This window comes from Anaerobacillus alkalilacustris (genome assembly GCF_001866005.1).
Taxonomy (GTDB): domain Bacteria; phylum Bacillota; class Bacilli; order Bacillales; family Anaerobacillaceae; genus Anaerobacillus; species Anaerobacillus alkalilacustris.
Map to the genome: position 1 here is coordinate 410,343 of NZ_MLQR01000001.1, position 24,241 is coordinate 434,583.

The 24,241-nt window shown below is 39.5% G+C and carries 29 protein-coding genes; 1 reads left to right on the top strand and 28 read right to left on the bottom strand.

Annotation, left to right across the window (positions count from 1 at the left end; genetic code table 11):
* Positions 1–230 precede the first annotated feature (230 nt).
* Entirely contained in the window at positions 231–476 is a 246-nt protein-coding gene (locus BKP37_RS02165) for a glycosyltransferase family 2 protein (protein ID WP_139193034.1), read from the top strand.
* Between the two features lie 135 nt (positions 477–611).
* Here the strand turns inward: BKP37_RS02165 and BKP37_RS02170 are convergent, their stop codons facing one another.
* The 28 genes from BKP37_RS02170 to BKP37_RS02300 form a co-directional block, all read right to left on the bottom strand.
* Positions 612–1,046 carry a BclA C-terminal domain-containing protein gene (locus tag BKP37_RS02170; RefSeq protein WP_071308063.1) on the bottom strand — a complete coding sequence of 145 codons (435 nt, stop codon included), beginning with the start codon at positions 1,044–1,046 and terminating at the stop codon, positions 612–614.
* Between the two features lie 73 nt (positions 1,047–1,119).
* A complete protein-coding gene (locus BKP37_RS02175) occupies positions 1,120–1,782 on the bottom strand; it encodes a BclA C-terminal domain-containing protein (protein ID WP_483860428.1) in 663 nt (220 codons plus the stop codon).
* A 165-nt stretch (positions 1,783–1,947) separates the two neighbouring features.
* Positions 1,948–2,127, bottom strand: a complete 180-nt coding sequence (locus tag BKP37_RS19525; RefSeq protein WP_139193035.1) for a hypothetical protein — start codon at positions 2,125–2,127, stop codon at positions 1,948–1,950.
* Positions 2,128–2,420: 293 nt separating this feature from the next.
* Positions 2,421–3,005, bottom strand: a complete 585-nt coding sequence (locus BKP37_RS02180; protein ID WP_071308064.1) for a BMQ_0737 family morphogenetic spore coat protein — start codon at positions 3,003–3,005, stop codon at positions 2,421–2,423.
* A 687-nt stretch (positions 3,006–3,692) separates the two neighbouring features.
* A complete protein-coding gene (locus BKP37_RS02185; RefSeq protein WP_071308065.1) occupies positions 3,693–4,673 on the bottom strand; it encodes a bacteriophage abortive infection AbiH family protein in 981 nt (326 codons plus the stop codon).
* Between the two features lie 49 nt (positions 4,674–4,722).
* The gene (locus BKP37_RS02190) at positions 4,723–5,640 is read right to left on the bottom strand and encodes a bacteriophage abortive infection AbiH family protein (RefSeq protein WP_071308066.1); all 918 of its coding nucleotides are present in this window, start codon (positions 5,638–5,640) and stop codon (positions 4,723–4,725) included.
* Between the two features lie 47 nt (positions 5,641–5,687).
* Complete coding sequence (locus BKP37_RS02195; RefSeq protein ID WP_071308067.1) at positions 5,688–6,524, bottom strand: hypothetical protein; 837 nt, start codon at positions 6,522–6,524, stop codon at positions 5,688–5,690.
* Between the two features lie 32 nt (positions 6,525–6,556).
* On the bottom strand, positions 6,557–7,615 hold the full coding sequence (locus BKP37_RS02200) for a hypothetical protein (RefSeq protein WP_071308068.1): 1,059 nt from the start codon (positions 7,613–7,615) through the stop codon (positions 6,557–6,559).
* Positions 7,616–8,113: 498 nt separating this feature from the next.
* A complete protein-coding gene (locus BKP37_RS02210; protein ID WP_071308070.1) occupies positions 8,114–9,685 on the bottom strand; it encodes a recombinase family protein in 1,572 nt (523 codons plus the stop codon).
* Positions 9,672–10,103: a recombinase family protein gene (locus BKP37_RS02215; protein WP_071308071.1), complete on the bottom strand. Its 432-nt coding sequence runs from the start codon at positions 10,101–10,103 to the stop codon at positions 9,672–9,674. The genes BKP37_RS02210 and BKP37_RS02215 overlap by 14 nt, the downstream gene beginning before the upstream one ends.
* Complete coding sequence (locus tag BKP37_RS02220; protein WP_071308072.1) at positions 10,104–11,669, bottom strand: recombinase family protein; 1,566 nt, start codon at positions 11,667–11,669, stop codon at positions 10,104–10,106. It abuts the gene before it with no gap.
* A 52-nt stretch (positions 11,670–11,721) separates the two neighbouring features.
* Positions 11,722–11,949 carry an SHOCT domain-containing protein gene (locus BKP37_RS02225; protein WP_071308073.1) on the bottom strand — a complete coding sequence of 76 codons (228 nt, stop codon included), beginning with the start codon at positions 11,947–11,949 and terminating at the stop codon, positions 11,722–11,724.
* Between the two features lie 133 nt (positions 11,950–12,082).
* Positions 12,083–12,778, bottom strand: a complete 696-nt coding sequence (locus tag BKP37_RS02230; protein ID WP_071308074.1) for an N-acetylmuramoyl-L-alanine amidase — start codon at positions 12,776–12,778, stop codon at positions 12,083–12,085.
* Positions 12,762–13,190, bottom strand: a complete 429-nt coding sequence (locus tag BKP37_RS02235) for a phage holin family protein (protein ID WP_071308387.1) — start codon at positions 13,188–13,190, stop codon at positions 12,762–12,764. Before BKP37_RS02235 ends, BKP37_RS02230 begins: the two co-directional genes overlap by 17 nt.
* Positions 13,191–13,281: 91 nt before the next feature.
* Entirely contained in the window at positions 13,282–14,091 is an 810-nt protein-coding gene (locus tag BKP37_RS02240; RefSeq protein ID WP_245712422.1) for a hypothetical protein, read from the bottom strand.
* A gap of 250 nt (positions 14,092–14,341) precedes the next feature.
* On the bottom strand, positions 14,342–15,499 hold the full coding sequence (locus tag BKP37_RS02245; RefSeq protein WP_071308076.1) for a phage tail protein: 1,158 nt from the start codon (positions 15,497–15,499) through the stop codon (positions 14,342–14,344).
* 27 nt (positions 15,500–15,526) lie between these two features.
* Positions 15,527–17,587 (bottom strand): phage tail protein, encoded by a 2,061-nt coding sequence (locus BKP37_RS02250; RefSeq protein ID WP_211271413.1) that lies wholly within the window; start codon positions 17,585–17,587, stop codon positions 15,527–15,529.
* A gap of 268 nt (positions 17,588–17,855) precedes the next feature.
* On the bottom strand, positions 17,856–18,032 hold the full coding sequence (locus tag BKP37_RS19840) for a hypothetical protein (protein ID WP_169823062.1): 177 nt from the start codon (positions 18,030–18,032) through the stop codon (positions 17,856–17,858).
* An 11-nt stretch (positions 18,033–18,043) separates the two neighbouring features.
* The gene (locus BKP37_RS02255; RefSeq protein ID WP_071308078.1) at positions 18,044–18,469 is read right to left on the bottom strand and encodes a hypothetical protein; all 426 of its coding nucleotides are present in this window, start codon (positions 18,467–18,469) and stop codon (positions 18,044–18,046) included.
* 24 nt (positions 18,470–18,493) lie between these two features.
* Positions 18,494–19,375 (bottom strand): major tail protein, encoded by an 882-nt coding sequence (locus BKP37_RS02260; RefSeq protein ID WP_084034507.1) that lies wholly within the window; start codon positions 19,373–19,375, stop codon positions 18,494–18,496.
* On the bottom strand, positions 19,375–19,719 hold the full coding sequence (locus BKP37_RS02265) for a hypothetical protein (protein ID WP_071308079.1): 345 nt from the start codon (positions 19,717–19,719) through the stop codon (positions 19,375–19,377). Before BKP37_RS02265 ends, BKP37_RS02260 begins: the two co-directional genes overlap by 1 nt.
* Entirely contained in the window at positions 19,716–20,150 is a 435-nt protein-coding gene (locus tag BKP37_RS02270; protein WP_071308080.1) for an HK97 gp10 family phage protein, read from the bottom strand. The genes BKP37_RS02265 and BKP37_RS02270 overlap by 4 nt, the downstream gene beginning before the upstream one ends.
* Before the next feature lie 4 nt (positions 20,151–20,154).
* A complete protein-coding gene (locus BKP37_RS02275) occupies positions 20,155–20,490 on the bottom strand; it encodes a phage head closure protein (RefSeq protein WP_071308081.1) in 336 nt (111 codons plus the stop codon).
* Entirely contained in the window at positions 20,487–20,798 is a 312-nt protein-coding gene (locus BKP37_RS02280; RefSeq protein WP_071308082.1) for a head-tail connector protein, read from the bottom strand. The genes BKP37_RS02275 and BKP37_RS02280 overlap by 4 nt, the downstream gene beginning before the upstream one ends.
* Positions 20,799–20,813: 15 nt before the next feature.
* Positions 20,814–21,035, bottom strand: a complete 222-nt coding sequence (locus BKP37_RS02285) for a head fiber protein (protein ID WP_071308083.1) — start codon at positions 21,033–21,035, stop codon at positions 20,814–20,816.
* Positions 21,036–21,051: 16 nt separating this feature from the next.
* The gene (locus tag BKP37_RS02290) at positions 21,052–22,242 is read right to left on the bottom strand and encodes a phage major capsid protein (protein WP_071308084.1); all 1,191 of its coding nucleotides are present in this window, start codon (positions 22,240–22,242) and stop codon (positions 21,052–21,054) included.
* Between the two features lie 14 nt (positions 22,243–22,256).
* Positions 22,257–22,943, bottom strand: coding sequence for a head maturation protease, ClpP-related (locus tag BKP37_RS02295; RefSeq protein WP_071308085.1), 687 nt, complete (start codon positions 22,941–22,943; stop codon positions 22,257–22,259).
* Positions 22,944–22,946: 3 nt separating this feature from the next.
* Positions 22,947–24,170 (bottom strand): phage portal protein, encoded by a 1,224-nt coding sequence (locus BKP37_RS02300; protein ID WP_071308086.1) that lies wholly within the window; start codon positions 24,168–24,170, stop codon positions 22,947–22,949.
* Positions 24,171–24,241: the final 71 nt, after the last annotated feature.

The following is a 24,241-nucleotide window of genomic DNA, read 5'->3' on the forward strand; positions in this document are numbered from 1 at the left end:
AGTATCGCAAACATAAATCATTTAAAATGTGTCATCAGCGCCCAGGTAGGCAGATACCTCATCATTTTAAAAATATTTTAGAGGAATATATTCAGCTCCAAACAGAATTGAATTATTCAATCGTACAATACAGAGTAAAAAAGGGCAGGTTGTACATTTTCTAATCTATCTTGATCAGAATAATGCAGGTTGAAGAATGGGATTCCAGGTTTAAGTTGGTCGGCTTCTGTGTGCTGATCAAAAGAGAGGTTGTCGAGAAAGTAGGCTTGCTTGATGAAAGATTCACGCCGGGAAATTTTGAGGACAATGATTATTCATTACGGATATGGCAAAATGGATATATATTGAAGCTGTGCAGAAATACTTTCATCAATCATGCAGGAAGTACTTCCTGGAAAGCTGACCATTCCAATTTTGCTCAAGCCTTCTATGACAACAACAAAAAATTTGAGGATAAATGGGAAATGGACCTATAAAGAAATCGGTCTTCTTGACCAAAACAACAGAAGACTAGCAATGGATCGAGCGGTTAACGCAATTATCCGATGTAAGCGGCAGCGCTCAATTTTAAGCTTATCAATACATTATTAAGGCACCCGATTAAATACAGCCTAATTTAACATTCTGATGAGAATAGAAGCATTTACATTGGTTTGGGTGCCTCCGGCCAAAGTCTGAAGGGTTATCGCGTCAGTTGAACTATGATTCCGGAGGGTAAGAATATCACCGGCTGCTATGGCAATGATAGCTTGACCGTTGTTTTGCTGAGTTCCTGCGCCTGAACCGTATACCGTGCCAGAAACCTCTACTCCATTTAAAAATAGGGCGAATTGGTTAGGCTCCACACCTGACACAGAGAAGGAAACACTATAATTGCCTGCTCTGACAATGGAAATCTCAGCGGTTCCGGGCGTATGCGTAATTCCGGCTGTAGTTATACCATTCGTATCAAAGGTGACATCCGATTCTACGGGTACCGTTTGTGCGCTCTCATTATAAATATAAGCATACTCGCACGACTTGCAACAAACACAATTGCATCTCATGAATATCCCTGCTTTCTATAATATTATAAATCAATCGTTTCAAATAAATATTCTATATTAGTATTGGGCAGTTCTAGGTTAATTTTTCAATGAGAATAGAAGTATTTACATTGGTTTGGGTGCCTCCGGCCAAAGTCTGAAGGGTTACCGCGGCAGCTGAACTATGATTCCGGAGGGTAAGAATATCACCGGCTGCTATGGCGATGATCGCCTGACCGTTGTTTTGCTGAGTTCCTGCGCCTGAACCGTATACCGTGCCAGAAACCTCTACCCCATTTAAAAATAGGGCAAATTGGTTAGTTTCCACACCTGACACAGAGAAGCTAATATTATAATGCCCTGCCTCGGCAATAGAAATCTCAGCGATTCCGGGCGTATGCGTAATTCCGGCCGTAGTTATACCATTCGTATCAAAGGTGACATCTGATTCTACAGGTACCGTTAGTGCACTCTCGTTATAAATATAAGCAAACTCGCAGTCCAATGTTCCTTTCATGATATTCAGCAAAACAATTTCTTGTTCGATTGCACATTCTAATGTTTCTTGTACACGATCATTAACTTCTAACAAATAATCAACCGAAACTTCAGTATCGAAAGCACGCTGTACACTTTCTGCGGCTTCATTCAATTGCTGAGCAATCATTAATTGCTTCACAGCTATATAAAATAGAGTGTCGATATTCTTAGTTATCCTAGTCCCTATTCTCCTCCCCCCCCTTTCCAAGACGCTCAAAATGTTTGTCCGAAGTTAGTACAGTATATTCTATGAAAATTAATTTTGTTAGAGTGGATGAGCGGAATTAATACGAAATATTCAAAAATACCAGCGATTGATACCACTGGTATTCCCGGATTTAGGAATGCATCATTTGGACGTGATACTGAACTTTTCGTAAATCTAATAAAGTGAAATTCCGTACACTTCTACAGAGAGTAACGGAATAAATAAGCTCTCTTGACTGACTCGATCAATGATATGAATGCCGCACTTGATTATGTTTTTTACAGCTTCATTGAATTGTTTCGTATTCATATTTCGTGAGAGACTTTCTCCCACAAACAAAAACTGATCGGTCACAGCTAACCCTCTCGTAATCGACACGAACAGCGAGTCATCTTCAATATATAAATTTTTTACATGGTTGACGTCATAATTGAGCTGTGAAAATCGTATTTCCTTATTCTCTCCAAATTGACTATGTTATAAATGCCGATGGCGTTGTATCCTGTTGAGTGTAGTGAGTTTGCTGGACACGTCTAAAGGTTCTATAATAACTCCAAAGAGGACGTGTTACAGCTATGAATTACAACAAGCAAAAATTTACTGAGGATTACAAAAGCAAGCATCAAATAATCCCCACCTTCACCCTGTCATAACTGTATGAGATAATCTCCTCCTTGGATTCCTGCAGAGGTATTAGAAGTAGGAAATACCCCTGGACATTGATTTGGAAGAGTAATTGGACAACTGTTGATTTTAATCTCTTGACGCGGAGTACACAATTTCGCTGGAATACTAATTACGGTGTCTGCAACTATTTCTACATCTTGGCAAAGAGTGAAAAATAGGTCCACTGAAGTAACAAGTCCATTTTGACAGTTTAGCTGTGCAATACAATCAAATTCAGTTATATTACATCCAAGTTCTGTACCTTCTGGCGCACATAGTATAAAAGATTCAATAAAACTAAATGGAAGAGGTTGGCTGCGGCAGGTGGTTCCAGGTCCAGTAATTTCAATGATAATAAATCCACTTTTTTGGACGAATACTTTTTGTAAAGTTATGAGCTTACCGTTTGGTAACGTCGTATTGATATTTTTCCTGCCGTTTTTCTGAGGTATTTCTTTACAGCTGATAGAACCTGGTGATAAAGGGTCTATAGGAATTCCTTCTTGATTTGTAAGAATGCAATTTGCTTTTAAAATATCACATAGATTAATAGGCAGATTTAACATAACGCCTCCTTTATAAACTGATTAATATAGGAAAGCGTAAAATAATTTATTCTAAACAAAAATAATATGCTTGGACAAAAATCTAATTCCCTCTTAATTTAAGAAATATTTCCATATTTTAGAGAGGCTTCACTTAAGAATTTGTTCAAATATTATACAATCTTTATTCTAGGAGGTTTATTGAAAAAAGCTTATAAAGATGTATCATATCTTTATAAGTAATCCTCCATTCGAATTGCGATTTAGGGCAGGGTATAAGCATATACTTCTGGCTCCTCTAAAATATGAAATTGTCGTCCCTTTTCAATTGTTATTCTTCTCCCTAAAAACCTCTCATAAATCTGACTTAACATTTCTTCTATTTAATCTATACTTTAACGCAAAACTTTCAAATCTAAGTTAGCTAATTCCTTTCCGCGTGAAAGTAAGACCCCCATCAAAAGAAAATCCCCCGAACCATTAGTCCGAGGGAACATAAAACACACTTCAATTTTCAATCAAATACTCAAAAACCATTGATACCAAGCTATTTCAACTCTATCAACGCGACTGTCTCAACGTGGCTTGAGTTGATGGCATTGATGTCTTGAACTGATTTTAGAGTTCGACGTATGCGGGAACATATCAATAACTTTTTCGCCGTTTTTCTGAAAACGGACGTTCAAGGAAACATTTCCACGATACCTCTTACCACTTAACTAATGTAAAATTCTTTAGTGAGAACAGCTTTATAAATAACTCTATGTTATCTCGATCATCTTTACTATGCCAATAAAATACCCACTTACGGCACCTTAAAATAGGAACAATTACATCAGAATAATAAGGAAAATCGACACCCATAATAGAATGTCCCATCACAATAACTTCATCGATATCTTTGCTAATAATAAAAGACTTTAGCGAGGCATAATTCTTTTCTAAATTTTTTGATGAAGCATTACAAAATTCAATAATGTTGTTAATCCCCGGTTCAATTGAGACAGTATAGAAATCATTGTGTCCATACTTTTCTTCCATTTCTTTTTTGATAACCTCTATGTTATTTTCTACTGACCCAAACTGTATTTGTTGTCTTACGGTATCGTTATTGATTAAATCGACCCTTACTTGTTCAGCAATCTCAGCTTCTTCAATTGTTGTAAAACTTGGAGTAAACCAGTCAAACATATCACGAGTGTTAAGCAAGTCAATGTGCCCATGAATATGAAAAACGTTGTCCGGCGCAATTTTATAAACTTGTTCTAAAGTGCTGGTGTAATTAAAAGTAATATATGAGTCACTTCCACTTAGAGGTATTTCATTTTTCGGGTCTGAGAAATCTATATTGACTAACCATTCCAAAAAGTATCGGCCGGTAAAATCGAATATAAACTTTGTTTGTTCTTCTAAATCTATATCAATTCCATACCATCTTGAATCGCTGTCGTCATTTAAATCCGGGTAATATTCATTAATTGCATCATCAATACATTCCTCATAATTAATCGTGAATGATCGTTCCAGATCGCTCCACTTATCTGAAATAGACAAGTCTAAATACTGAAAGTCCTCAAGAGCATTAAATGCATGTGAATGATGTTTCAATATAAAATCGCGATAATCTCTATACCCGGTTCTATACCCATGATGTAAGTCAAAACCATTTCCACATATGTAGAGTTTCATTCTTCCTCCTCGGACTTTTGATTTCAATATCGGTATTTAACCAAATTTCCTAGTCCTTATCAAAAAACTCCTTAGATTGTAGCATTTTAACTTGTTCGGATCGCACTCCAATCGAAAGGATTTTGTCTTTAAAAACACTAGCATCATTATCATCGTAAAAATAGATATTCCAAATAGCATTTTTTGGGATACTATCCATAACCCTCTTAAAATATGGTAAATCCACATCGCCAAATGAATGTCCCACTATATTTACACTGTCTACAGATTTGAGCTTCTCAAAAAAGTTGCTATGGATAAACAGATAAGAAGTCACATCCTTCAAAGTACTTTCATAATAATTCACCAAGGCTTTGAAAATACTGGTTTCTTTCTCCAAAAAGTTATTTTCTGCTTCAACAGCTAATGCTTTAGCTTCTTCGATTCTTCTCAAATTTCCATGACCTATAATTGGTGTCATATCATCCTCATCTACAGAGCCATGTATATGGAGAATTTGGGATTTATCAATTTTATAGACTTCCTCTAGAAGCAATGTGTAATTAAACGAAATGTAAAGATCATTATTCCGTTTTATTTTACTTGTTTTCTTTTTAACATGAACATTTATCTCTTCAATCCATGATTTTATAAAATCATTTAACTGCTGAATATATCCGTACCGCTCTTCCCAATATGCATTTAATGTATCTTCAATCCCAACATCTCCACTTTCAAGTCCCATATCAATAGACAGGGCCCCATCTATTATTTCAGTATCATTTATTTCTGATAGATTATTTTCAAACTCCCTCCATAAGTACTTCTCAACATAATCTTGCGTACTTTCAGGAACACAATTATACGGTGCTTCCAAGTTAGTTAAGTAGTGCCAGTCCACCCGCTCTAAATATTTTCTGAAATCTATATAATTTGTAGGTAAATCATGAGCTCTGTCAAAGCCGTTTCCAATAATGAATAAATTCATCTCTCAAAACTCCTGTGTTTGGTATATTATCATTATCACTGTGTTTTTCAATCCTTTTTCAAAGCTGACAAAACTTTCTCTAAATATTCCTGCCAATAATCATTATCGCCTTCCATGTCATGCAGCCAATAGTACATAAATAGCATTTCAAGTACTTGCTTTTTTCCTTTTATGAATGGTTTCTTTGGTATTTTTCTATACAAAGAATTGAGATTAAATAGATTACTTTTCTGCTTATAATCATAGTCGTACTTCCTATAGGAATACTGACTCTTTTTCCTATGTGAAGTAGGCCAAATATCTTCATTATCATGAAATCTGTTAATCCAATCAAAAGCAAATGCAGCAAGGTTTACTTGATGCTTCGCCCAAGTTTTTTCGAGCCAATCACTAATCTCTTCAGTTATTGTTGGCACGCGAAAGGCAAAATGTTTTTGACTTTGAACCCTATGATAGTCTTTGATAAAGAGAAAAAGCATTTCCGTCTGCTCCTTAAGAAATGGAAGCTTCTTAATGAGTTTGGTATAGCAGTCATATGAGACACTCCTAAATTCGCTGTCAGTATTATAAAGAAAAAACAGCTCATCCTCCTTCAACATATTACCTATATACTTGTTGACCTGCTTTCCATATTCATCATACATACTAACAGCCCAATCTCTAACTTCAGGCTCATATTCATCTAACTGTTTACGATATTTTTCCAGCTTCTCGCTGTGAAGCACTGTTTTTTCTTCAGCTTCAGTAGTGTTAAGATAGTTATTGAAGTACTCAAAGATATAATCTACACATATTTTCATATTCTGAGTGCGTGCATCAAGATCGAATTCATTAAGCTTGTCTTCTTTTTTTCTGCGTGCAATATACTCTTCAATACTAAGCATAAAAAACCACCCCAAACAAAAATACTATAGAGCTAGACATCTAAATGCCAATCAGGAGTCATCGCCCATAGAGCCTCTTTAATTCCAGCACACTCGTAAATCTCATACTTTCCTTTAAACTCTGTGAGGTTCATGTATGCATGCCTTATATATACATCTCCATCTTTAATAAAAACTCCATATCGTAAACCATCAGTAACAATCAGTCGGTTGCAGCGAGATTTATTTTTCGAGTAATCCTCTGCTTGAGAAAAAGCAGTTAAGCAAGAATTACCTTTTCTTTTGGCTTCAACAACTGCAATCAGGTTTGCATCTTCTCTAGGTAATTTATCGAACAATGCTATATCCACTCTATTCCACTCAATAGCCATTTTTTGTGGTGTCCATCCAAGGGCACGCAATAAAGGTATTATCAAATATGCTTCCGTTTCAAATTCAGAGGGTGCAGGAGTTCGCTTGTACCATTTCGCAATCATATGTAAATCATCAATGACGTCAACCAGTGTTTTTATTGAGTTTCCAGCTACACCTTTTTCATATAAGTAATCAGAAATATCCTCAATACTTGTTTCTTCGGTATTTTCATCTGGTAAAACAGGTATCTTAACTTCTTTTTTTAAATCTAATCCCAAGCTATCAATCCAGTCTTTCACATCATCAGAAGTTAATTTTTGTGTTGTATCACCTTGTTTCAATGTGTAAACAGGAAATTCCTTAGCCTTGGTTTTGCCTTCGGCTTTCCAAAGCCATCGTACTCGTCGACAATGTTGCATATCCCAACCATCAACATCAGAAAATATGTTATTCCACTCATATTCGCCAACAATAACCCCTACGCCATGAATTTCTTTTGTTCCAACACGAAGAACAACTATATCTCCTTCTTGCATTTCAAAGCAAAATCTCTGGAGGTCTGATACCTTCCTCGGGGAGATGCCATCAGACAGCATCTTCTTTTTAACATTAATATTCAACTTTCCAGCATATCCTGGTCCGTTTAAGATAACTCCGTACTGAAAGCATATGTCGCAGTAAACTCTATCTCCATCGCCACCACCTTGCTGCCAATAAGTTCTATTAAATATATCCATAACCAGCCCCACTTTTTAATATGTATAAATAAACCTACTCTCAATCAGCAAATCGACTAATCAGAGAAAAAATATACGCAGTGTTTCTTGATTTTCTGCTGACCTCATGTCTAACTCCCGTCTCCCCATTCACCCAACGATCATAGTAAGAATAAACAAACAAAAAATCCTTCTTTGATATAGCCCTTTGCTTAGATAGATTGCAGGATGGTGTATGTTCAGTAGTGCTGTCGATGTACAATTTCTCTCCTTGGACTGAAGCCCTAAACCAAAGACCAGTTGTAGTTTGCAGATCCTCTCCTGAAGAAGAAAGTCCTGATATAACTCTACTCCATAATGTTTCACCGTTCATTACTTTACACCTCGACACGCTAGATTTATTACCATAATTATACATACCTTATACCCTTTTATCTATGTATATCTTCATATATTTGTATAAACAATAAAACCGCCAATCAGGTGATAGTCCCCTTGATTGGCGGTCGGATCAATATCTTATATTTCAACGTCAAGCTCAACTCCTGACTTGAACTCTACAGTCACTTTATCATCATCAACAGTTACCTTCTCAATAATCCTCCTTACCAACTGCTCATCATATTCTGTAATTTCACAGGGTTGCTCATTTAGAAAGGCTGTCATCTCCTCGATTCGTTGCCTTTTTCCTTCACGCTCTGCATTTTCAACCAGTGCCCTTTGCTTCAATTCCCGCAACCGATATATCTCATCAGCAACTTCCTCGTAATCTGCTTTGGAATTGGCCAGTCTTAAAAGTTCTTTTTGAAGCTTATCCAACTTTTCATCTATGTCTTTTGTGGTTTTATCACTTTCTTCATTTAAAACAATGGCAATGTTCTCTTTCAAAGTTGAAAGGAAATTATCTTTAACAGCCAGTATCTCGTTGATGGCCTTTAGCACCGCTCCCTTTAGCACTTCTTCATTCACCGTTTGGGAAGTACAGTCAGAACCCTTTTCCTCAAGTCTGCTAACGCATCTCCACACGATGGATCGGCAACCTCGATTGTTCCAGTGGACCCGTCTGTATATCTCACCACACTCTGAGCAATACACAATGCTAGACAAAGCATATTTGCTACTATAGACACGCTTTTTCCCGTTCTTTCCTGTATAAAGGTTAGCTCGTCTTACCATCTCTTCTTGGACCTGCATGAAAATTTCACGTGGGATGATGGGCTCGTGGCTGTTTTCAACATAATATTGCGGAACAATACCATTATTGACTACTCGCTTTTTGGAAAGGAAGTCGATGGTGTAAGTCTTTTGAAGCAGAGCATCTCCGATATACTTTTCATTCTGCAATATCTTCTTAATGGTCTCTGGTCTCCACTTCGTCTTGTTAGCTGCAGTTAAATAGCCGTCAGCTTCCAATCCACGAGCGATTTGCAGTAGACTTGCTCCTTCAAGGTACTCCCGAAAGATACGCTTTACTACCCCCGCACCTTCAGGATCAATCACCAATCGCTTGTTTTCATCTTTGGTATATCCCAAAAATCGGTTGTGATTGATTTGAATCTCTCCTTGCTGATAACGGTACTGAATTCCTAGTTTTACATTTTGGCTTAGGGACTGACTCTCTTGCTGGGCAAGGGAAGCCATAATGGTTAGCATGATTTCACCCTTGGAGTCCATTGTGTTAATGTTCTCTTTTTCAAAAAAAACAGGGATGCTTTTATCCTTGAGTTGCCTGATGTATTTCAAGCAATCCAGCGTGTTTCTGGCGAATCGGCTGATTGACTTGGTGATAATCTTATCGATTTTGCCTTCCATACACGCTTCAATCATTCGATTAAACTCTTCACGCTTTTTAGTGTTGGTTCCTGAAATCCCATCATCTGCAAAGATTCCTGCAAGCTCCCATTCAGGATTTCCTTCAATGTAGGAGGTGTAATGCTGCACCTGCACCTCATAACTGGATGCCTGCTCCTCACTATCTGTTGAAACCCTACAGTAAGCGGCTACTCGAAGTTTCGGTTTGGCTTCTTCTTTGTCATTATTTCTATTACGAGCACGTGCGGGTATGACCGTAACACTTCTATTCAGCGCCAACTTTAACCACCTCGCTTTCTATTAAGCTGTAAGCATATTCTGATTGAATAAAAGGATCGTCATAAAGCTGTTTTGGTGTTGGCATAGAGAACCGGTACTTTTTTATGTTTTCTTCTTTCGATGATGGTTCTCGTATTCTTCCCAACCTCTCTGCCCGTCTTAGCTTTTCAGTCTCTGCTTGTTTAAACGTATCGTTATCAATAATTTGTGGATAGTAGCCATCGCCGAGGTAATGTTTGTTTGTAAGTATTCTTGCAATCGATGAATGATATCCCTTTATTCCCGCTACTTTGGCAGCATTACTAAGTGAAAGACCCGAGAGGTAAAGGCGATACAATTCCTTAATCTTTGATGCTGCTTCATGGTCTATGACAGCTTTTCCATTTTCGATCTTGTATCCATAAGGCACATGTTGCACTTATCTCTCAATCCTTTCTTTCAGTGTAACACCGCATTTTAGTTCAAAGCCTATTTCAGTTGGTGAAAATGCAATCACTCTATCAACAAACTGCTCAAATATCTCCTCATTGAATCTCTCAATCTGGTCTGTTTTTGAAGCATATTTTAGGAGCTGTTGTAGTTCTGTCACTTTGTTCATTCCACCATTAATTGATCGATAGAGGGCTTTCTTTTGTTCTTTTAATTTTTCAGCTTCTACTCGTAGTTCGTTCTTTTGTGTATTAAAAAGAGCAGGCTCCAGATACCCTTTCGTCATGAGATTTACCAGCACCTTAACCCGCTCTGTGTTTTCTTCTATCTTTGACTCGATCTCTTGGACTTTCATGAGGTTATCTGCATAATCTATGGATTTCAAATTTCGAAGAAGTGGCTTTAATACAACCTTATGGGAGAAGATCAGCTTGTTTACCATCATGATAAAAGCTTCATGGATTCTATCTTCTCGTATATAAATCATAGAGCATTCTTTGATCTTCGATAAATGTTTCGAACAACACCAGGCGATATACTTATTCGTTTTTGAACTGTGAATCCGCCTTTTAAAGGTACTGCCGCATTCATCGCATATAATTTTTCCAGAGAAGGGATAGCGGTTTAAATATTTATTGTTGCCTTTCTTTATCCCTTTTTCTTTACCACGCTGTTCGATTGCTTCATTTACCGCCTCGAAATCAGCATGACTTATGATGGCTTCATGATGGCTTTCAATAAAATACTGGTCCAGTTCGCCTTTGTTTGCCCGCCTTTTAAAAGTCTCGTCGGTATAGGTTTTTTGCAAGAGTAAATCGCCGGTATACTTTTCGTTACAAAGAATGCCTCGGACAGTAGTTCCAGTCCACTGACCACCTCTCTTTGTAGGTACTCCTTCGTCATTTAACTCTTGAGCGATCCTTTGCGAACCCTTGCCAGATAGTGCATCGGCAAAAATCCGTTTCACAACCTCGGCCTGTTTTTTATTTATTACAATCTCACCGTCTAGATAATCATAGCCATAGGGTGGATATGATAGCTTGTAAGTTCCATTTCTAAACCTTCTTTTAATAGCCCATTTGTTGTTTTCGGAAATTGAAACTGATTCATTTTCTGCAAGGCTACTTAGAATACTTAACATCAGCTCGCTATCCATGGACTGGGTATTTATGTTCTCTTTCTCAAAATAAATGAACACCCCAATATCCGTCAGCTTTCGAACAAGCTCTAAGCAATCAGTTGTGTTCCGGGCAAATCTGCTGATGGACTTCGTTATGATGAAGTCAATTTTTCGGTTTTCACAGTCTGAGATAAGCCTAAGAAGCTCTGTTCTCTTTTCCTTTTTGGTTCCTGAAACCCCTTTATCATAATATATCCCTACAAACTCCCAATTAGAGTTTGCTTTGATGTAGGCTTCATAATGATGCTTTTGTGCTTCTAAGCTGACCAGTTGATCTGCATTTTCTGTAGATACCCTGGCATAAGCCGCCACCCGTAGTTTGGACTTTAATTTATGTTCACCGTTATTTTCTTTTATTTTCGTTACCTTTCTCACTGATTCATCTCCTTTCCGGTATGTGACATATTACCTCTGAGTGCCCTCTATATCAAGGTTTATCGGGCATTAGCTGTGCTAATATAGGCGAAAAAGATTTACGGTTGAGTAGCATAATTTTGTTAAATTCCTCATCAGATAGAAGCTCTTTTTCAAGCATCTTACGGAGCAGCTTTTCAGCCCTATAGTAGTCAAACTCTCTTTGAAGCTGTTCAGGGGTTATAGGCTTTTGTTCTGAAGTTATTAGTGGATTTTGTTCTGTGATTCTTGTAATTTGCATATAGGTTGACCTCCATTTCTACAGGAAACCCCTGCACCTATATGCCAAAAAAAGCAGTGAATCGAACCCCTAAAAGGCAAAAAAAGAACCCGAAGAGCTTTTTATACTCTTCGGGTACTCAACACTTATAAAACTAATCATATTTAATGAACGCATCGGGAAAACCCGCTTTTTTTGCTCTGGCAAGCTGAGCTTCTGCATTGGCCTTGATAGAATAGGCACCTATTTGAACACGATAGTATTTCTGAGAGGGGGAGGGCTTCTGTTTACTTGCCAGCGCTTTCTTAACCTCAGCCCTAAAAGTATCCATACCCTCTCCATGCTTAGGAAACCAGTGCAAAGGATCGGCATGGTTACTCGCAATACCTTGTCTGTGTCCTTCAGCATGACCGATAATATCTTTCTCCGTCAAATTATACTCTTTGCACAGAAAGACACAAAGCTCTACTGCATTCTGCCAAGCTTTTCTAAAATAAGCTTCATTCCTTGATACATTATAACCAACCATGTTTGAACCACCTGAATACGAAAAACCACCTGGCTCACAAATCTCAATTCCAATATGAGTGTTATTTGCTGAACCACCGGCATGCCAACCACGATGATCCCAAGGAAGGTACTGCCACACTTCTTTATCATCTACAAAGGCATGAACACAAACTTGGCGATTGATTTCGCCAGCTTGATACGACTTGTTCCAGCGACTAAACCAAGCCGCAGCCATCACACCCGGAGCGGCTGTCGAATGAATCATAATTCCTTTGGGTGTAATTTTTCTCCCTGCCTTATAACAATCATTCCTTGTCATGAACTTAGTTTTTAGGTTCATTCTTCTCATCTCCTTTTGATTTTCCGTTTAGTTGCGCAAGTACATCTTTGAGCTTCTGTGGAACCGGAAGTCCAATTCTAGAGGCATTTTCGATAATACTAATCCCTTCATTCGACATATAAAAAAAGATGACTGCAGTACGTATCGCACTACCGTCACCAATTATCCGAGTGTCAATGATATGAGCAACACCGACAAGAATAAAAATAAGTATCTTTTTAAAAATGCCTCTTGCACCAATTTCGCTCGAAAGTTCCCGATTTATAATTGCAACCATAATCCCTGTGATGTAATCAACAACCACAAAGGTAATAAGAGCATATAAAAAGCCGTCAAACCCACCAAGAAACCACCCTAACCAACCACCGACTGCTGCAATCGCAATCTGCACATATATCCATAGTTCTTTAATTGGCACGTTACCTCCCCACTCTCTTTTAAGTTATATCTATAAAAAAGACGCCTGTGACTAAGGTAGGCCACTAAGCGTCTGAGATTTCTATTTAATACGGCGCATAATAAACAAAGCCACTCGCCTTCACATAAAAACCATCTCCTGGAACATAAATTGCTCCACCAAAAGTATCATAAGTCGTTGTCGTGAACCCCGGTTGTTCTACTCCTTCCCAAGTCACTCCATCATCTGATACATAAAGCATGCTTTCATTAAAAAGAGCAAACTTCCCCCAAGCTTCCATCCAGATGATATTCTGTGGGTTAGCGATACGGTTATCAGCAAGATCACCAACATGGGAAAGGTTGGTTTCTGTTAATTGGGTCGCACTATCATTCAACACACAAAGCCTTACATGGTAAGTGTTATTCACATATCGCCATCTCATCACAAACAGTTTTCCATTAACAGAACGGATAAACATATAACGACTGTTGTAACTATCTTCTGGTATTGTTGTGTTCCATAATGTTGGACTAGAAGAACTGGCTGCTGCAATAGAACGATCTCCCCCAACTACACCGACGAATTGCCCTTTATGAGTAGTAAGATATCTAAAGATAGGAACACCGCCTCCACTTGCTAGTGGCCATTCCGTTCTTTCAGTTAAAGAATCAAAACTGTAGTATATTGGGGTTTGATTGTACCACCAACTAACAACCCCGCTGCCTCTACTAACATCATAAGCACCAGTTGTCATCGCATTTTGTGCACCCACACAGTATCCAGCATTATGCCATGTGATGCCGTCAAAGGAAGCGATGATGTTTGCAAAGCCTGTGATTTTGGCTAAGAACACGCCACCACCAGCATAAAGGATCTCCGGTTCACCGTGTGCCCACCAAGATACATCTACCACCGTCCATTGCTTCGTGGTTTTATTGTAGTAAGACATATATGGTGTTTTTGCATAATACACAGCGATTTGTACATTCCCGTTGTCGTGGACGTTTATTTGTCTTTCGCTTCCATATTGACTGTAACCAAAATCGTAATAATATTTCCTTTGCCAGTTCAAGGTAGGGATGGGTAAAACAATTTCACCTCTGCCACCAAAGGCAGTCCAGATCGCTAATGTATTATTGAAATTTCGATCATAACTCATGAAACTATCCTCCCTCTACCTTATCAATCGCAGTAATCCTTCCACTGCTATCTGTCGTATAATTGTAATTCGCTGTAGTCCCATCCACATAAGTAATCTCAAATCTCGTTGCATCAACTAGTAAACTAGAGACTTCTTTTAACAGTAATTCCGAAAAAATATCTTCGAGTGTAATCGACGTAATTCTTCCGTTACTGTCCACAGTGTAGCTGTACTCGGCATGGTACTGATGGGTATCTCCTTTTTCCACTTCATAAGTGACGTTAATCGAATTCGAATCAACAGTCAGGCTTTTCACAATCGTATAAGAAATGCCGAGCTGATTCACTTGATATTGAAGGCCATCGACAGAACTACCGACCTGAGTGATTGATGATTCGAATGTACTCATTGAGCTTTCAAGCCTGTAAAACGTATCAGAAATGCTCGGCCTGAACCTTCCAACTTCCACACGAATGTTATACCGGTAAAAAGGATTGTATTCTAATGAAATAATTCTCGTTTTCACATTAATTCCAAGCGGTTTAAAGACAATATGTACATTGTCACCAACGGATAAGTTCAACAATTTAAAGAAAGAAATATCATAGGAAGAGGCATTTTCCCTTGAGTCATAAGAAACGGAAACATTCGTTACGTTCTTTGAATCCATAACTGCTTTATGTTCCAAACTTCCTCGATGTTTCCTTATGTTTATTTGATAACCATCGTACTCAATCTCCCCACCTAATAGAGCAATGAACTGCATCAAGGCCGCCCGTCTTCTAACCAATTGGTTGATTTTCATATTGATAGTATTTATAAATTCAACCGTCCCTACTGAAAAAGGAGTGCCTTCTAGTAGCAACCCCAACCCTTCAGCTGGATCTCCTGAAAAATCAAACTCATCAATTTGGTACCGATCATCATTTAAGGTGTAGGATACATGCTCACAAGTAACTGAACATATTGGTAGACTACCTTGAATCGACTTATTAATTTGTACAATTTCAAAGAACTGCCCATTAATCTTGGCCAGCTGTTTTGTTTTTAAGGCAAGGGCAGATTTAGCTAGTACCGTAAAAGATAGAGTAAACTCCCCTTCGAGCGTTTCTCGGAGATTAGCAGTCATAACTTTCTTCACGGTTTGGATCATGGTGTTTCCTGCATAAATTTCAATCATTGCTCATCTGCCCTCCCTTCAAAACTGCTATGATTTAGCCACTCCTAAATTTCTAATGGTTACGGTGTTTTGGTTCCATTGGAGCTGTGCAATGACTCGAGTTAACAGTGTTCCATCAATAGTCAAAGGAATGGTTACATCTAATAAAGAGCCGTTCGGTCCTTTTGCAGTCGCTCCAATTTCACTATTCAGGTCAAGGTCAAAATCAGTCGGGATGGCACCTTCCATGTCTTTTTCCACATCTCTCATCGCACTAGAAAAACCTTCACCAATCCCTTCACCCATGTTCTCACCTATGCCAGCAAAGACTCTTGAAGGAGAACGAATACCAAGGACGCCTTTCACATTGCTGACAATCCCACCGACAAATCCACCAATCTTATCTTTGATCCAACCAATCATGGAAGCAATTCCGTTCCACAGGCCTCGAACGATATCACGACCAATAGCCCCGATGGATACAACCGCTTTGCCTAATCCGACCAGGAGAGCGGAAATGACTTGTGGCAATTGAGCGACAAGTTGAGGAATGGCTTGAATAATTCCAGCTGCCAATTGGATAATCAACTTCACACCCATCTCAACGATCTTTGGTAGATTACTAGTAATAAAATTGATAAGCGTTAAAATAATCGTTGGTAAAGCTTGAACAAGTCTGGGCAGTGCATTAATTAACCCTAACGCCAACCCTTCAATGATTTTAAAAGCTGCATCAAGTACCTTATCCAAATTGCCTATGATCGTATTTACAATGACCATAATCGTTTCTACGATGACCGGAATCAGTTCAGGTATCGCTTCTCCAATCCCTTCTGCCAATGTAACAACCATTACTAGTGCTGCTTCCACTAATGAAGGTAAATTTTCGACGATGCCATTAACGAGAGCAAGCACCAGCTGAAGGGCTCCTTCTGTGACCTGAGGCAGCGCTTCGATAATGCCGCCCACCAAAGTCATAATGATATCTGTTGCAGCAGTAATTAACGTCGGTAAATTCTCAATAATTCCATTCACTAGGGCCATTACTAGATCTGGAGCCACTTCTGCAATCGCTGAAATCAACCCTGTCACAACATCAAGTATTCGAGGAAGTATCACTCCAATCTGCTGGACGGTTTCCTCTGCTCCTTGTTTTAGCTTTTCTGAAGCATCTTCTTGTCCCGTAATAAGACCCGTTAAACCATCAAGAATCATCGTAAATCCTGGCAGTAATTCTGAAGCAATATTGTTCTTTACCGCTTGGAAAGTTCTCGTGAAGTTATCCATCGCATCGGTATATTCGACTGCTGCATTTACCGCATCTTCACTCATGACAAGACCAAGTTCATGAGCTTTTTGCCTTAGCTCATCCGTACCTTCTGCTGTCTGATTGAGTAGTGCAGATAATTCTACAGAAGAACTCCCGAGTAGATCATTGGCTACTGCTGCTCTTTCACTTTCATTCGTCATCCCTTGAAGACCACGAACAGTCATTTCAAAGATTTCTTCCCGGCTTTTCCCTTGTAGATCATCCATGGAAATGCCTAACCGTTCAAACCTTTTAGCCGCAGAATCACTTCCGTTAATCGCATCATCGACCGTATTATTGAGTTTCTTCATACCGTTATCTAACGTATCGATACTGGCACCATTTTGAGATAAAACGTAATCCCATTCTTGATAAGCCTCTTTGGAAAAACCGACCCTTTGACTCGCTTTGTCAATTTCATCACCTGCTGCGGCAGCATCATTGGCCATATCATATAACTTCTTTCCTGCTGTAATTGCAGCCGTACCAATGGCAGCCATGGCTACACCAATTCCAACCGCTACTCCTTTTACGATGGAGCCTAGTTTTTCAAATTTACTACCTGCATCATCTGCAGTATCTGCTGCATCGCTGATATCATCACCAAACTTCTCTGCTTCATCTCCAGCTTCATCAAAACCATCACTCGCTGCTTCTAACGCTCGGTTATTTTCCTCTAACTCACTTTCCATCCCATTCAAAGCAGCTTTCGCATTGTTCAACTGAATTTGCCAAGCTTGAGTCCGTCTATCATTTTCACCAAAGGAAGAGGCCGCATTTGCTAGAGCTTTTTCCAGCATGCCAACTTTATCTTTCTGGGCATCAATCTCTTTATTAAGTACTGCGTTTCTCGCCGTGACTGCCTGAACCGATTTATCCTGCTTATCAAATTGAGAGCTAACGAGTTTCATTTCACTGCCTAGTACTTTAAAGTTACGATTAATATCCCTTAAGGCATTTTTAAACTCCTTCTCTCCCTCAACACCAATCTTTAGACCAAAATTATCAGACACATTTCCACCTCCTCTCTTTTAGGCATAAAAAAATACACTCCTCAGAGTGCTATCATTAGATCCCCATCGGAATTACATCATCTATTGAAACTTCTTTCTTCGGTTGAGCGATCCCAGTAAACTGCTTGTGGCATTCCCATAAATCCAGCAAATATCCAAAAGGTGTGAGCCAGACTTCTTCTTCCCTACGGTTTAAATGGGCCGTACCATAATAAATAAGTCGGATAAACAATTCTTCATCGCTTACCCGACTTCCACGTTTTTTACTGGTTCACTCTCGATGTGCCGTTTTGTACCTTTCATCATACTGACCATGATCGCATTTTTGTATTCGGCTAATTCAAAAGGTGTTGTTAACAGTTCGACTTCATCTTCTTGTAACAACTCTTTCTTGTCGTTCTTGTTTCTAATGTTATGGATAAGGATAGATTGGTTCGCGAGTAATGTTACAAGCCAGACGACCTCATCCAGGGCCAGTTCAAAATCCTTACTCTCCATGAGCTTTGTTCCGAGATTCTCCAATCCACCATATCGTTTCGCTATTTCCTTTGTTGCTTTCGTCGTAAGAATTAGCTTATATTTCTCTCCACCAATTTCAATAGCTGCACTTCTTTCACCCGCTACTTCGTCGAGATCTAGAGGCTTCGGTTCTACATTTTCATTCGTCATTTTTCATCGTCCTTCCTATAACTCTTAAGATACATTAACAATAGCCACATCCGTTTTAACATCTGTTGCACCAACGGAGCTTAGTACACAATAGTAATAATATGTTCCAGCAAGTAGGTCAGTTGGAATGTTAAAGCTTGCGGAAGTTTCTCCATTACTAACCGTTCCCCCAACCGTGCTATCAGTCGTGTTTTCATACCACTGATAAGTGATTGGATGACTTGTATTCACACTTGCTACAACTGAAAGACTACCGGAAATATCTCCTTCCACTACTTCCGTCAGCTCAGCTGGCTGGGTCGTAATGGTGATCACCGGTTCCACGGGAGTAAAGTCCGGTTCATACACTTTGTTAAACCATTCTGTAATCGTTGATGTCGCTACACCTGAATCCCCTTCTGTTACTTCTGCCTTCCATGGGTGTTTGCTTTCTCCGTCTAATTTATTTCGTCTAAATACAGTCCCTTCAATGGTTGGACTACTAAACGTGATCGATTCTCCTTTGGTCGCCAAGCTCGTCGTAGGGATACTGAAGATGACACGATACAACCAGAAGTAGCGATATCGTCCATTTGATTTCTTCGCACGAAACCCTATGGCCACAGGTTTTCCTCCATCTTCACTTCTTGAAACGACGACATTATTACTATCAATCTTACATCCTGTTAAATCTTGAGCTGCTAGTGGTCCAATGTCATCAATACCCAAATTTAAAGTCCCACTTTGAAATTCCTTTACAATCTCAGACGCCCCATCATCGGCATATAGAATGGCTTCTATCAGCTCAACACTTAGTTCAGCTGTCATTGCCTTTGCTAGAACCTTTGGAGTTCCGTAACTCTCAATGCCATTTTCATCTTCCGTAATGTTGGCATAATATAAACGGTCAAGTCCTATCGTTGCCATTAATTCTCCTCCATTTCATATTCTTTCATTACGTCTATAGCATAATGATGATATTTTGTTTCATTTTCGAACCCGATGTATCGCCTATCAGTGATTGTGATCTCTTTCTGTAGCAGTATTTTAGTCAGCTGCTTTTTGATAGGCAAATAGTTCTTCTTTGAAAACACAGAAATTCTTACTTCTTCAATAACAGAATGAGCTTGATTATCCGCAAATAAATCAAACCTATCAGAGAGGGGCGTGAGGACCATGTATTCATCTGGAGGTAAACCAGAAAAGTAACCTGTTTCGATAGGAATGTTCATAGGATGAATAATGGAATTTAACTCTGCTAATAGCTTCATAGTTTATCAATCTCCTTATCCAGTGCCTCTTTCATCGCTTCAATGCAAGCTTTTCTTGTCGCTGATTTTGTTGGTTTTAGCCATGGTTTAGGTGGCTGACCCGCTTTCCCATACTCCATGACCGCTGCTTTTAAGGCGTTGGATACACCTTTGCTATCTTTGGTGGTTGGAATTCCAACACGCAGGTTCCAATTTCCTTTATAGTCTTGGACAGGCTTTGTCGTTTCTAAGGACGCAATGAGTTCACCCGTACTCTCAGAGGGATTTTTCGTTCCAACCCCTATCCTTGCAGCCAGATTACTCTTCGCTTTTTTGACAATAGGTTCTGTACCCGCTTGCAGGACTTCAGGGACAATCCGATCAAATTGGTTATTAAGCTTAGATAGCTTTTCTAAAAAGTCATCCGGCATTTTAAAAGTTGCTCGTGCCATCCCCTCACCCCTTTGAACTTACAATTTTTTCTGCTAACACTTCGAGATACATTCCTCTTTCCTTCAAATCCTCAACACTTAAAATGTTATATCGTTCCCCTCGACAAATAATCTTTAAAAACGTTGTGACCTTAAAACCATGAGGTTTTCTAAAGCGAAAAAGAGAAGTGGCCGTTGAAAAACTTGCCCGATTCTTCCATGCCTCATTCCCATGTCGGTCTTCTTTATAAGCACGGATTGAAGCAATTACACTCTCCTGATCAGTTGCAAAACCGTCTTTATCTTTAATGGACTGTGTTTGAATGATGTCTATCAGCGTTCTCATTTTTCCAAAACTCATATAACCACTTCCCGATTTAGCCTAAGAAGCATGTTTACAACTTGCCATACTTGCTGACTGGCCTCTACCTTATCTGCAAAAAAGCCACCAGTGCTACCGTCCCGACTTTCATAAAAGTGAGACGATAGCATGATGACCGCTTGTTCTGTCGTTGGGTGCATTGGATTTTCTCCATAGTATCCATCCGCTTTCTTTTGATAACTCTCTGCATAAGAGGTCGCAGCAGCAATGAAACCAAGTAGTAAATCATCATCCTCGTTGTGGGTTAAAATCAGGTTGCTTTTCACCCTAACCAATAGTGCTTCCATCACTGCCCCTCCTTATTATTCGCTTGCCATTAGACCCGATTCCTTGAGCTTGGTTAATAGAGCATTAAAATCAGCCACGAGACCTTCCACATCTGTTGCTGTACTATCCACTTGATTCACCGCCGGGCTTACTTCTACACCAGCAAAGGTCAGTTTTCCATCTTCGGTTATATCAAGCGTTCCTCCAATAACGGTTCGTTCTCCACCTTGTTCTGTATAATTCTTGACGTTACTCATTTCTTCTCACCTACCTTTATTTTTGCTGAAGTACTTTAATGGCTTCAGGAAGGATTAATTTTCCGTCTACACGTTGGCTTCCTTTAAATCCAACTTGTCCCGTTGCAGCGTACAATTCGTTTAAGCGTTGGAACGAACGGCCTTGTCGATCTGCAACCCAGTAGTAACCAAAGTCACCAAAAGCGATCGTCTTCGCACCAGTAGCAACTGTTGGTACATACGCTGATGTTTTCACTGGACGATTTAAAATCGTATCTGGTTGTCCAGCTTGAATAGAAGGTTGCCATAAATATTGCCCGTTTCCGTCTTTTAGCTTACGAATCAGTTTCACGGTCGCATCGTTCATGACAAAGACTGCATTTTTACGATATGGCGAGCGTAGAGAATAGAATAAGTCCATAATCTCATCAACAGAAACAGCCGTTGCAGATGATGCTGTAATGCCAAGTTCTGCCCCACCTGTGGCATTAAAAATGCCAGTCGGCTTTCCGGTACCATCTCCCACGAAGAATGCTTCTTCCTCTTTGGCACCAATCCGTCTGGCAAATTCTTTGGCAATATACGCTTGTAAATTAAACACACTGTCGTTTAATAGTTCTTCAGATACTTTAATCATGGTGGCTAGCTTATAAGCACCAATTGAAACTTGACCAAAGCTGTCATCTGACTCTGGAATAAGCCCTTCTTCATCGACCCAAGAAGCTGTTCCTTTTGAAGCAACCACTGGAATTTTGCGATCACCCGAAGAAGTGGTAATGACCTTGGCGAGCGTTCGGAAAATATTTTCTTCTTCTAACGCTTCAATGAGTGTACGTTCAAATTCATCTGGTGCTAAATAACCTCCCTCAGAATCCGTACCAACCTTTAAGGCGTTTTGAACATCGAAGTTGCTTTTGTTTCGCATCGACTTCCAGAAGGCATCTTTGTACTCATCCGTTGCTCGTCCTGTTTTATGCTCGCCAGTCCCAGTAGGTTTTGACGTAATCGGCTGGTTAATTGGCTTTGATAGCTCAAAGTCTATTGCTTGTTGTCGTTCCAATCGGTCGATTTCCTTCCCAAGATTGACGACCTCTTCTTCCATCTTTTCATAAGTGGATGTATCTTCAGCTGAGAGTAGACCATCTTTTCCTCTTTTGGAATCAAGAAAAACCTTAGCTCCTTCCCATGCTTTTGCTCTTTTTTCACGAAGCTCTAATACTTTACTCATTCAAATCTCCTCCTTTAATATTTCAAGAGTTCTAATCTCTTGTCTAAGATTGTGATATCGGTACCTTTTTTCTCTTCTTTTTGTGGCAGTTTGTGTAAGAACGAGTTCACTACTGCCATTTTGCTGTAGATGATCCCTTCCTCTGGTGAGTCTGATTCACTTTTATTTATAAACATAACTTTATCAGCAAACCCCATTTCCACTGCCTTTTTGGAATTAAACCAGCTTTCAGCATCCATTAAGTCAGAGAGCTCTGTCCTTGAAAGACCCGTCTTCAATTCATAAGCATTAATGATGCTTTCTTTAACTTCACTCAGCATATTGATGGCTTTTTCCATTTCAACAGTATCCCCAAAGGCAATGGTCATCGGATTATGGATCATCATCATGGAAACAGGGGACATATGCACCTCTCCACCTGCCATCGCAATGACCGATGCAGCACTAGCAGCAACCCCATCAATTTTCACAGTAACCTTGCCCTTATAATCCATCAGCATGTTATAAATCTGACTCGCCGCAAACACATCGCCACCGGGGGAGTTAATCCAGATAGTAATATCCCCACTTTCATTGGTCAGTTCAGACTTAAATTGCTTCGGTGTTACTTCGTCACCAAACCATGACTCTTCCGCAATCACTCCGTCAAGATGAAGCGTCCTTCCACTCTCGTTCTTGACCCAATTCCAAAATTTATTCAAGGTTTATCCCTCCTCATATTTTTCTGTCCAAGCACCAGCCTTTGACATATCAACAAAGTTCCCGTTCACCAAGTATTTGTCTCCACCCTGTTCATCCGGAATTAAATTCATTTCTTCTAGCTCACGGATGTCATTAGCAGACATAACACCGTTTTGTCGCATGATTTGATAAAATTGAGCCCTCGATCCCGCATCTCCCCGAAGGCGACCATTAAGGTTAAACTTAATGAAATACTCGCTTTTCTCGGATTCACTCAACAATGATTTCTTCATCGATTGCTCAATCCTCGTCACCCAAGGCATAATCGTATTATCAATAAAGCTAATGGACTGATGTTCAATGTTGCTAAAGGTTGCCTTATCAAGATTGGCCACCAGATGAGGTGGAACTCTAAAAATACGACAGATCTCTTCCGTTTGAAACTTTCTCGTTTCAAGGAACTGAGCCTGTTCTGGTGGAATGCCGATACTCTGAAACTTCATTCCTTCTTCTAAAACCGCTATCCGATGAGAGTTCCCGCTTCCTTGATAAACAGCATTCCAACTTTCTCTTATTTTTGCAGGATCCTTTACGACACCGGGATGTTCTAACACCCCACCGGGATTAGCCCCGTTAGCAAAAAACTTAGCTCCATATTCTTCAGTGGCTAGTGCCATTCCAATCGCATTCTTGGCCATAGCAATTGGTGAGTAACCCACAAGACCATCAAAACCTAGTCCTGGGATATGAAGAACCTCATCACTTCTAAGAATGACTGTCCCGCTGTCCTTTAGGTATTTATAATAAAGCTCACCTGTTGAAGTTCGGTCCACCGTCATCTTGTCAGGAAGTAAGGGATAAAGAGAAAGCACATTTCCTCTTCCATCCCTGATGATTTGTACATAGGCATTTCCCCATAATAAAAGATGACTCATCAGTGTTTCCCTAAACACAAACGAAGTCATCTCGGAGTTTGGCTCATCATGGAGCATATTATATAAACGGTGTTCCAGTGCTTTTTCTTTACCGTTATCAGTGTATTTGTATAGATGCAGCGGAAGACTGGCGATGGTTTCTGCTAATATCCGAACACATGCGTACACTGCCGTCGTCTGCATAGCTGTTCTTTCATTGACTGCTTTTCCACTGGTTGTCCCACCAAAAAAAAAGCTATAGGTGCTTCCTAAAAAGCTGTTCTTTGGACTAGCTCTTGATTGAAAAAGTTTTGATATAACTGGTATCTTCATCAGCTTTACCTCCGAAATTGGCATAAAAAAAGCACCCACTTCTCAGTAGATGCGCGAATTTATTATATTCT

Bases quoted from the DNA above. Each gene is read 5' to 3' on its own strand.
- BKP37_RS02170 (WP_071308063.1), bottom strand. From the start codon at position 1,046: ATGAGATGCAATTGTGTTTGTTGCAAGTCGTGCGAGTATGCTTATATT.
- BKP37_RS02180 (WP_071308064.1), bottom strand. From the start codon at position 3,005: ATGTTAAATCTGCCTATTAATCTATGTGATATTTTAAAAGCAAATTGC.
- BKP37_RS02185 (WP_071308065.1), bottom strand. From the start codon at position 4,673: ATGAAACTCTACATATGTGGAAATGGTTTTGACTTACATCATGGGTAT.
- BKP37_RS02190 (WP_071308066.1), bottom strand. From the start codon at position 5,640: ATGAATTTATTCATTATTGGAAACGGCTTTGACAGAGCTCATGATTTA.
- BKP37_RS02195 (WP_071308067.1), bottom strand. From the start codon at position 6,524: ATGCTTAGTATTGAAGAGTATATTGCACGCAGAAAAAAAGAAGACAAG.
- BKP37_RS02200 (WP_071308068.1), bottom strand. From the start codon at position 7,615: ATGGATATATTTAATAGAACTTATTGGCAGCAAGGTGGTGGCGATGGA.
- BKP37_RS02225 (WP_071308073.1), bottom strand. From the start codon at position 11,949: ATGCAAATTACAAGAATCACAGAACAAAATCCACTAATAACTTCAGAA.
- BKP37_RS02230 (WP_071308074.1), bottom strand. From the start codon at position 12,778: ATGAACCTAAAAACTAAGTTCATGACAAGGAATGATTGTTATAAGGCA.
- BKP37_RS02245 (WP_071308076.1), bottom strand. From the start codon at position 15,499: ATGATTGAAATTTATGCAGGAAACACCATGATCCAAACCGTGAAGAAA.
- BKP37_RS02250 (WP_211271413.1), bottom strand. From the start codon at position 17,587: ATGCTGGAAAAAGCTCTAGCAAATGCGGCCTCTTCCTTTGGTGAAAAT.
- BKP37_RS02255 (WP_071308078.1), bottom strand. From the start codon at position 18,469: ATGACGAATGAAAATGTAGAACCGAAGCCTCTAGATCTCGACGAAGTA.
- BKP37_RS02260 (WP_084034507.1), bottom strand. From the start codon at position 19,375: ATGGCAACGATAGGACTTGACCGTTTATATTATGCCAACATTACGGAA.
- BKP37_RS02265 (WP_071308079.1), bottom strand. From the start codon at position 19,719: ATGAAGCTATTAGCAGAGTTAAATTCCATTATTCATCCTATGAACATT.
- BKP37_RS02270 (WP_071308080.1), bottom strand. From the start codon at position 20,150: ATGGCACGAGCAACTTTTAAAATGCCGGATGACTTTTTAGAAAAGCTA.
- BKP37_RS02275 (WP_071308081.1), bottom strand. From the start codon at position 20,490: ATGAGTTTTGGAAAAATGAGAACGCTGATAGACATCATTCAAACACAG.
- BKP37_RS02280 (WP_071308082.1), bottom strand. From the start codon at position 20,798: ATGGAAGCACTATTGGTTAGGGTGAAAAGCAACCTGATTTTAACCCAC.
- BKP37_RS02285 (WP_071308083.1), bottom strand. From the start codon at position 21,035: ATGAGTAACGTCAAGAATTATACAGAACAAGGTGGAGAACGAACCGTT.
- BKP37_RS02290 (WP_071308084.1), bottom strand. From the start codon at position 22,242: ATGAGTAAAGTATTAGAGCTTCGTGAAAAAAGAGCAAAAGCATGGGAA.
- BKP37_RS02300 (WP_071308086.1), bottom strand. From the start codon at position 24,170: ATGAAGATACCAGTTATATCAAAACTTTTTCAATCAAGAGCTAGTCCA.